Annotated in this window: 6 protein-coding genes; 1 reads left to right on the plus strand and 5 read right to left on the minus strand. The window is 39.1% G+C overall.

Annotated features, from left to right (window positions below):
• Positions 1 to 69: 69 nt before the first annotated feature.
• Complete coding sequence (locus FL972_RS17340; RefSeq protein ID WP_144607258.1) at positions 70 to 1140, minus strand: Gfo/Idh/MocA family protein; 1071 nt, start codon at positions 1138 to 1140, stop codon at positions 70 to 72.
• A gap of 1 nt (position 1141) precedes the next feature.
• Positions 1142 to 1711, minus strand: a complete 570-nt coding sequence (locus tag FL972_RS17345; protein ID WP_250161381.1) for a peptidylprolyl isomerase — start codon at positions 1709 to 1711, stop codon at positions 1142 to 1144.
• Positions 1712 to 1866: 155 nt separating this feature from the next.
• Between FL972_RS17345 and FL972_RS17350 the strand changes: the two genes are divergently transcribed.
• Positions 1867 to 3105, plus strand: coding sequence for a GAF domain-containing sensor histidine kinase (locus tag FL972_RS17350; protein ID WP_144607260.1), 1239 nt, complete (start codon positions 1867 to 1869; stop codon positions 3103 to 3105).
• 20 nt (positions 3106 to 3125) lie between these two features.
• Here FL972_RS17350 and FL972_RS17355 read toward each other — a convergent pair whose 3' ends face one another.
• From FL972_RS17355 to FL972_RS17365, 3 genes are all read right to left on the minus strand, one after another.
• Positions 3126 to 4256, minus strand: a complete 1131-nt coding sequence (locus FL972_RS17355) for a 1-acyl-sn-glycerol-3-phosphate acyltransferase (RefSeq protein ID WP_144607261.1) — start codon at positions 4254 to 4256, stop codon at positions 3126 to 3128.
• A gap of 89 nt (positions 4257 to 4345) precedes the next feature.
• Entirely contained in the window at positions 4346 to 5200 is an 855-nt protein-coding gene (locus tag FL972_RS17360; protein WP_144607262.1) for an alpha/beta hydrolase, read from the minus strand.
• A 240-nt stretch (positions 5201 to 5440) separates the two neighbouring features.
• The gene (locus tag FL972_RS17365) at positions 5441 to 6439 is read right to left on the minus strand and encodes an IS110 family RNA-guided transposase (RefSeq protein WP_144602881.1); all 999 of its coding nucleotides are present in this window, start codon (positions 6437 to 6439) and stop codon (positions 5441 to 5443) included.
• Between the last annotated feature and the right edge of the window lie 267 nt (positions 6440 to 6706).

Raw genomic sequence — 6706 nt, forward strand, 5'->3', positions numbered from 1 at the left:
CAGTATGGATGATTATAATTTACACTTAATATTTGATTTTATAAAAACTGGATCATAGCTCTCAGAGCTTTACAGCTTTATAGCTTTTCCCGATTTAACTGATTCATCACAGGCGAATGCTATTTTTAAACTATTCAATGCATCCAATAGGTGGTTACTCAAATCTATATCTTTTTGGATGGCTTTTAAGAAATAACTTTGTTCGCGATTGCATAACTCTTGATGGTTGGGTTCATCCTTCATATTGATCCATTCGTCAGCCTGTAGAAATTCATTTTGATCATTAATGGCTGCATGATGTACTCTGATGGATTCTGTTTTAGTATGAGAATCGACATCATCTGATTTTCCAGCGGCCCCTGCATCTTTGGCTACAATGGAAACCGATCCTTTTGGTCCGAATACATCTTTTATAAAGAAAGCCGTCTCTGAAATCATGGGGCCCCAGCCTGCTTCATACCATCCCACTGATCCATCCTCAAAGCGTATTTGTAGCTGACCATAATTGTAATTATCTGAGGCTATATCATCTGTAAGTCGAGCTCCTATAGCTGTAACTGATAGCGGTTTTGAGCGGGTCATTTGGCACATCACATCTATATAATGTACGCCGCAGTCTACAATAGGACTCAGACTTTTCATCAAATTCCTATGTACATCCCACATGTATCCATGACTTTGCTGATTCAAGTTCATTCTCATGACCAAGGGCTTTCCTAATTTCTGGGACTCTTCAATAAATTTGATCCAAGATGGATGATGACGGAGAATGTAGCCTACTACTACTTTTTTACCTGTTTCATTTGCTTTTTGGATAATCCTTTCGCAGCCGGTGACAGTATCTGCCAGTGGTTTTTCTATAAAAATATGACAGCCTGCTTCTAAAGCTTTAAGGGCAAATTCCTCATGGGTATCAGGATAAGTAGAAATACAAACAGCATCCGGCTTGCTTTGGGCTAATGCATCCTCATATTTATCAAACAGCGGATAATTTGACTTGAGTTTTTCATTGAGGCGATTTTTACTTTCTCCTCGTGCCACCAGTCCGCAAATTTCAAATTCTGGCATTTGATGGTAGGCTGCTGCATGAGAGGCTCCCATGTTTCCACAACCGACAATCAGGATTTTAATTGGGTTCATTTCAATTGTTGTTTTTCAGTTGAGCTAGATCCTCCAAGTTAAGATAAAGGACAGAGACTTTCATGGTAATCGGTATGAGCGGTTTGTCATCAGAATCCCGCTCCACATGGACAATTTGGTCAACCACATCCATTCCCTTGATTACCTTTCCGAAAACAGTGTAGTCCCCATCCAATCGATGTAGCCCCCGCGTATTTTGTACTATGTAGAATTGGCAGCGGGCGGAGAGTTTGTCCGGGTTATTATCTCTTCCCGCTCCAACTGCTCCATATTGATGTGTAAGGTCGGGATGAAACTCTGGTTCGAGTAAAAAATCAGGATCATTAAAGCCTTCAGGGGTATCTGGGCAGCCTCCTTGCGCTACAAAATTTGGAATGACCCTATTGAAAGTCAGTGAATCCCAATAGCCAGCCTCCGCGAGTTCTATAAAGCTACTCTGATGGTTAGGAGTTTTATAGTCAAGCTCAATATATATCTCTCCAAAATTGGTTTGAATATAACCGATTGGGATGGTGTCTAATCTTTGGGCAAACAGATTAGCTTGAATAATAAAAAGGGCTACAAAGCTCATTATCAATAAATTCCTCATAGATAAAATTAGTTGAATTTGAATTATATCATCGGATTTTTGCTGTTGAAGAAAAGGAATCTGTTTCTTTTCAAATCCAGAGATTATTTGATGATTTTAATTTGGAAACCTACCCAATATACCACTTATTTTACAGCATGAATCACCCTAAAATTAGTACCGAATCACTCATTCCTGAGAATGAAATGGAAAGGTTGATGGCCTTAAGTGAACTGGACCTAGATTTTATGGATCTGGAAAACTCGCTATCTGATCTGACCAAGCTTGCAGCTAAAATAGCAGGAACTAAAGTCTCTTTAGTTAATTTGATAGATCACTTCACCCAATGGAGTGTATCTTCTTTTGGTATGGATGTAAGTCAAATGCCTAGAGAGGAATCTATTTGTCAATACACAATTTTGGACCCGAAGAAGTCGGAATTTGAGGTGAAAGATTTGTCTGCAGATGAAAGGTTTAATGATAGACCTTTTGTGATTGGACATCCAAACTTGAGGTTTTATTACGGGATTCCTTTGAAGGTCAATGATGAGATAAGTTTAGGAGCTTTGTGCGTTCTAGACACTGACTACAAGCAACTCAGTCCTGAAAAAAAAGAGATGCTTTCTATCATTGCCAAAGAAGTTGTCAATCGCCTTAAAATTTATAAGGCTGTAGAAGGCCTTCAGAAAAAGGTACACGAAACTCAGCAAGTTAAGAATAGAGTTGCTCATGATATCCGGGGACCTTTAGGAGGTATCATTGGCTTGGCAGAAATCATTCAATCCCAAGGAAACCAAAATAAACTGGAGGAGGTGTTGGAGTTTATCAATCTGATCCAGAAAAGTGGTAAATCCTTGCTGGAGTTGGCGGATGAGATTTTATCCCAAGATTATGGACTAAGAAAAGATAAAGAGCTTAGGAAGCCGACCGATGCAGAGTTTACTTTGAATTCCCTGAAGGCAAAGATGGTTAATATGTTTGAGCCTCAAGCATTGGTGAAAAATATCGATTTGGAAGTTCAGGTAGAATCGCCAAATGCGGAGGTGCCTTTTCCGAAAAATAAGATTTTACAAATTTTAGGTAATCTTGTTTCCAACTCCATCAAGTTTACTCCGCATGGTGGGGAAATTAAGGTGCTTTGCGATATGGAGATTATTGGTAATGATAAAATATTGCTATTTGAAGTGAAGGATTCAGGGGCTGGAATGAGTCAGGAAAAGGTAGATGAGATTTTGTGTGGTGAGGGCACTTCTACGAATGGTTCTGCGGGGGAAACCGGCTATGGGTTTGGATTGAAATTAGTGCTACATCTCGTCCAAGGTCTAAAAGGGAAGGTGGAGCTCAATTCTTCGCTTGGCGGAGGAACTCAATTCAAAATCTTACTGCCCGTCACATAAACTTCCGAAGCGCTCAGATTTCACTGAGCGCTTTTTTTTTGATTATTCACCGGGTTGGCATACATAGACAGGAAGTTTTTGACCACATCTGGGTCTTTGGTATCTATTTTATTTTTGAATCTATTTTCAAAAGCTGTCTTCTCTTCCTCCGTATACTCATCAGAATACTCTTTTTCACCATATAGCAAATCATGAGCAATAAAATTGCTTGGCCATAACTTAAAGCCATTCCAAATTTGCAAATCGATCAATCGACAAAGTTGATTCAGTTTCTCGCTGAGATTATTTCCTGATTGCGCTATTTCTTTGATTTCCTGATCCAAGACAGCATTCACTTGGATGTGGATTCGCTTTTTAGTCCCGATAATTCCTCTTAAGAGGTTGAGGAAATCTTCATTTTCGCTTTTAATGTATTTTTCATCTCTTGCTTTGGCAAGGAGTTCAGGCATCTTCAATACATCTGTAGGATCGTATTCATAAGAAATAGAAACCGGTACGAGCTTGATTTTTTCAAAATAAGAAAAAGCATCTCCCTCTTTTTCCGCCAGGGTTAGCATTTTCAATACACCCTTTTGAGTAAAGTCATTTCCGTCTTTGGTTCTACCTTCTCTTTGGGCTGTCCAAACGCTTCTATTTTCCTGAAGCAGTGATTTTCTGATATAATCAGATACCAATTGTGAGCTTTCTAGGAGTTCCCTTCCTTTTAAGCTCCTTTGGATTGCAAAGTTTCTGTTTAATCTGGAGAGCGTATGTAAGAATGGTTTTTGAATCAAATTGTCCCCAATTGCAGAGGTGGTCATCACCAAACCATTTTCGTAGAGGCAGGCATTGAGCAGAGAAGTATCCAGGATGATATCCCGGTGATTGGATATAAATAAATAGGCAGTGTTGGGCTCCAAAAGCTCAAAGCCACCGGTGCTCAGGCCATCTGAACTTTTTTCCAAGACCTTCATCAAACCAGGATAAATGAAGTTGATCTGGAAATCTCTCAATGAATGGGTATGCTTCATTAATTCCTTCCAGTTTTTCTGATTATCCTCAGGAAAAGTAAATCCCATCATTGCTTCCAGCATTGGGTCATCCAGGATTTTCCTGATAGCTGCATTAGCTTCAGCATCATAGTAAGGCCTTATAGGATCAAATTTGGACATAGTTTTGGGTGAAATATGTTTTGCAAAAAGCAAAAAATAGTCGAGAATTCTAAGGTGTTTTTACCATTTCGGGATCTAGTGTTGTCTATCTATTGTCTGATCAGGTATTTATCGAAAAATAGCATATGAACAGGGAGCGCTTCTGTCCAGTACTTCCAAGTGTGAGCACCCGGTCTTTCGATATACTCATGTGGAGTACCGTTTTCGAGTAATAGAGCATGCATTTGTCTGTTGGTATCGATCAGAAAATCATCCACTCCGCAATCAATAATTAGGGCCAAGCCATTTTCCTTCATTTGTTTCACCCATCCTACGGCAGTGTAGGGATTGAAGTTTGGTGCTTCATAGTTTAATTCCTGACCAAGCATTTGTTTTTGCCCTTCAGCTCTTAAATTCCTGAAATCATCCTGTACTTTCCACATCCTTGTATCAATATTCATTACCCCACTCATACTCCCTGCCGCTACAAATAATTCAGGATATTTGGCAGAAAGCAATATCGCACCATGTCCTCCCATGGAAAGTCCAGTTACAGCTCTCGACTCTTTTTTTGCCAAGGTCTTGTAATTAGAATCTATGAAAGGGATCAATTCTTTAATAAGGTATGTTTCATATTTCACTGAATCCATTTTGGGACTATCATAATAATAGCTGGCTGGTCCCACACCTGGAGTTACTATGATTACCTGGTATTGATCTGCCATTTTACTAACGAGGTTTTCCTCGGTTACTTTTTCATGCCAGTCCGAAAAGGCTCCACTTCCGCCATGGAGAAGATAAAGCACAGGGAATCTGCTCTCAGAATTTGAGTAATTTTTAGGAAGTGTAATCGCAGCCTTCAATGTTTTTTTCATGGAAGGGCTATAAACCTCGAATGTTTCTACTTGTGCCTGCGAAAAAGCAAGAATCGGAAGAAGAAAGAAAATGAGTAGAAGTTTTTTCATGCTGTAGGTCTAATTTTTATTGAAAATACGCATAAGTAGAGTTTATCAGAAGGTATATTTTGTCGAAGGACAAAATTCTATTCGGCTGGAATTTGTATATTCCTATATTAAATATTATGGATATCCGCTTTCTTACCAGTAACAACAAAATACGGCTTATTGTCTGCTAAAAGGATCAGAATCCGGAAGCTTCGCCTGCCAGTATTCTAAGGTTTAAGCAAGAAGATTTTCAGTTTTTTTTCATGCGGCATATTTTAATATGTCTACATAGCTGGAATTTCGGTTGACAACAGCAAAAGCCCTTGCAATAAGTTTATTTCTGATAATATTAAGTGTGCTCATTTTGCTTTTCCCTTCACCGGTTCTTCTCTTGTAATAGGTCTTCATCTCAGTGCTGTATTGGATGGCTGTGCCTGCACATAATGTCAGCAGTGTTTTAATTCTCTTATTCGCCAGCGGACTGGTTTTGGTTCTCCCTCGATAGGATGTACCTGACTGGTTGGGAAACGGTGCTGTTCCTGCATAACTGGCAAACTTTCTCCAGCTATCGAATAGGGTAAACCCTTCTGTTAAGACGATAAGTGCAACAGCTGTCTGTGGGCCTATGCCCTTGATAGAGTTAATCAGCTTATATTGGTTCATTAACAGTTCATCTTTGCGTAAAAGTTTGTCTATTTCTTTCTCTACGGTTTCGATCTGTTTATCTAAACAAGCGATTACTTCGGTATTGGATTTTTGATAGACTTTTAATTTGTTTTCTGAAACTACAGCTTCATATTCTTTGATACGGGTGATGTAAGCTGCTCTGTCTTTTACAAGTCGCTCTCTGTAATTAAACAGCTTTTTGAGATCCTGGATGACCTTTTTGGGAGGAACAGTGGGGATAATCTTCTCCTGCTTTTCATAAAGATATTCAGCTATGTCTTTAGAGTCTGCCTTGTCTGACTTACCTCTTCTTATTCCCAAGGATCGCTTTAATTCAAGTCCTGAGATGATATAAAATGGTAGGGAGTGCTTTTCAAGAAACAAAGCAAGTTCTGAAGAATAAATCCCAGTGGATTCAAATCCGAAAAGCAGTTCTTCTGCGAGTATTAACCCAGAGTTTTCCATTACCCATTCCACCAGCTCCTGGTAACCTTTCTCATTATTTTCAAAGACTGCGTGGCATTGGTTGATCTTCAGATAAGCATCAAGTGTAGATTTACTTACATCGACTCCAATAATTGATTTGAATTTCATAATTTAGACATTGAAGTTTAACAAATGAGAGTTGCGGAAACTAAAACCTTTAACAGGCCTAAAGCCTAAAATTCTAACTGGTTACTGGCAACTCAACTAAGAATGGGGACTGATACTGGCAAGAGGTCGCTAGCCTAGCCGTGGCGAAAGTTCACCCCATTCTTTTTCAATTTATTCAATATCTGAGTCACTTAATAATCGTAAAGATATTAGCTCTGATTTTCTCAAATAATTCTACTTTGCAAACCTAAAGGCCGTGGCTGGGTC

The sequence above is a fragment of the Algoriphagus algorifonticola genome, from assembly GCF_007655305.1.
GTDB lineage: Bacteria > Bacteroidota > Bacteroidia > Cytophagales > Cyclobacteriaceae > Algoriphagus > Algoriphagus algorifonticola.

Excerpts from the sequence above, each read along its gene's own strand:
- FL972_RS17340 (WP_144607258.1), bottom strand. The coding sequence starts at position 1,140 with ATGAACCCAATTAAAATCCTGATTGTCGGTTGTGGAAACATGGGAGCC.
- FL972_RS17345 (WP_250161381.1), bottom strand. The coding sequence starts at position 1,711 with ATGAGCTTTGTAGCCCTTTTTATTATTCAAGCTAATCTGTTTGCCCAA.
- FL972_RS17350 (WP_144607260.1), top strand. The coding sequence starts at position 1,867 with ATGAATCACCCTAAAATTAGTACCGAATCACTCATTCCTGAGAATGAA.
- FL972_RS17355 (WP_144607261.1), bottom strand. The coding sequence starts at position 4,256 with ATGTCCAAATTTGATCCTATAAGGCCTTACTATGATGCTGAAGCTAAT.
- FL972_RS17360 (WP_144607262.1), bottom strand. The coding sequence starts at position 5,200 with ATGAAAAAACTTCTACTCATTTTCTTTCTTCTTCCGATTCTTGCTTTT.
- FL972_RS17365 (WP_144602881.1), bottom strand. The coding sequence starts at position 6,439 with ATGAAATTCAAATCAATTATTGGAGTCGATGTAAGTAAATCTACACTT.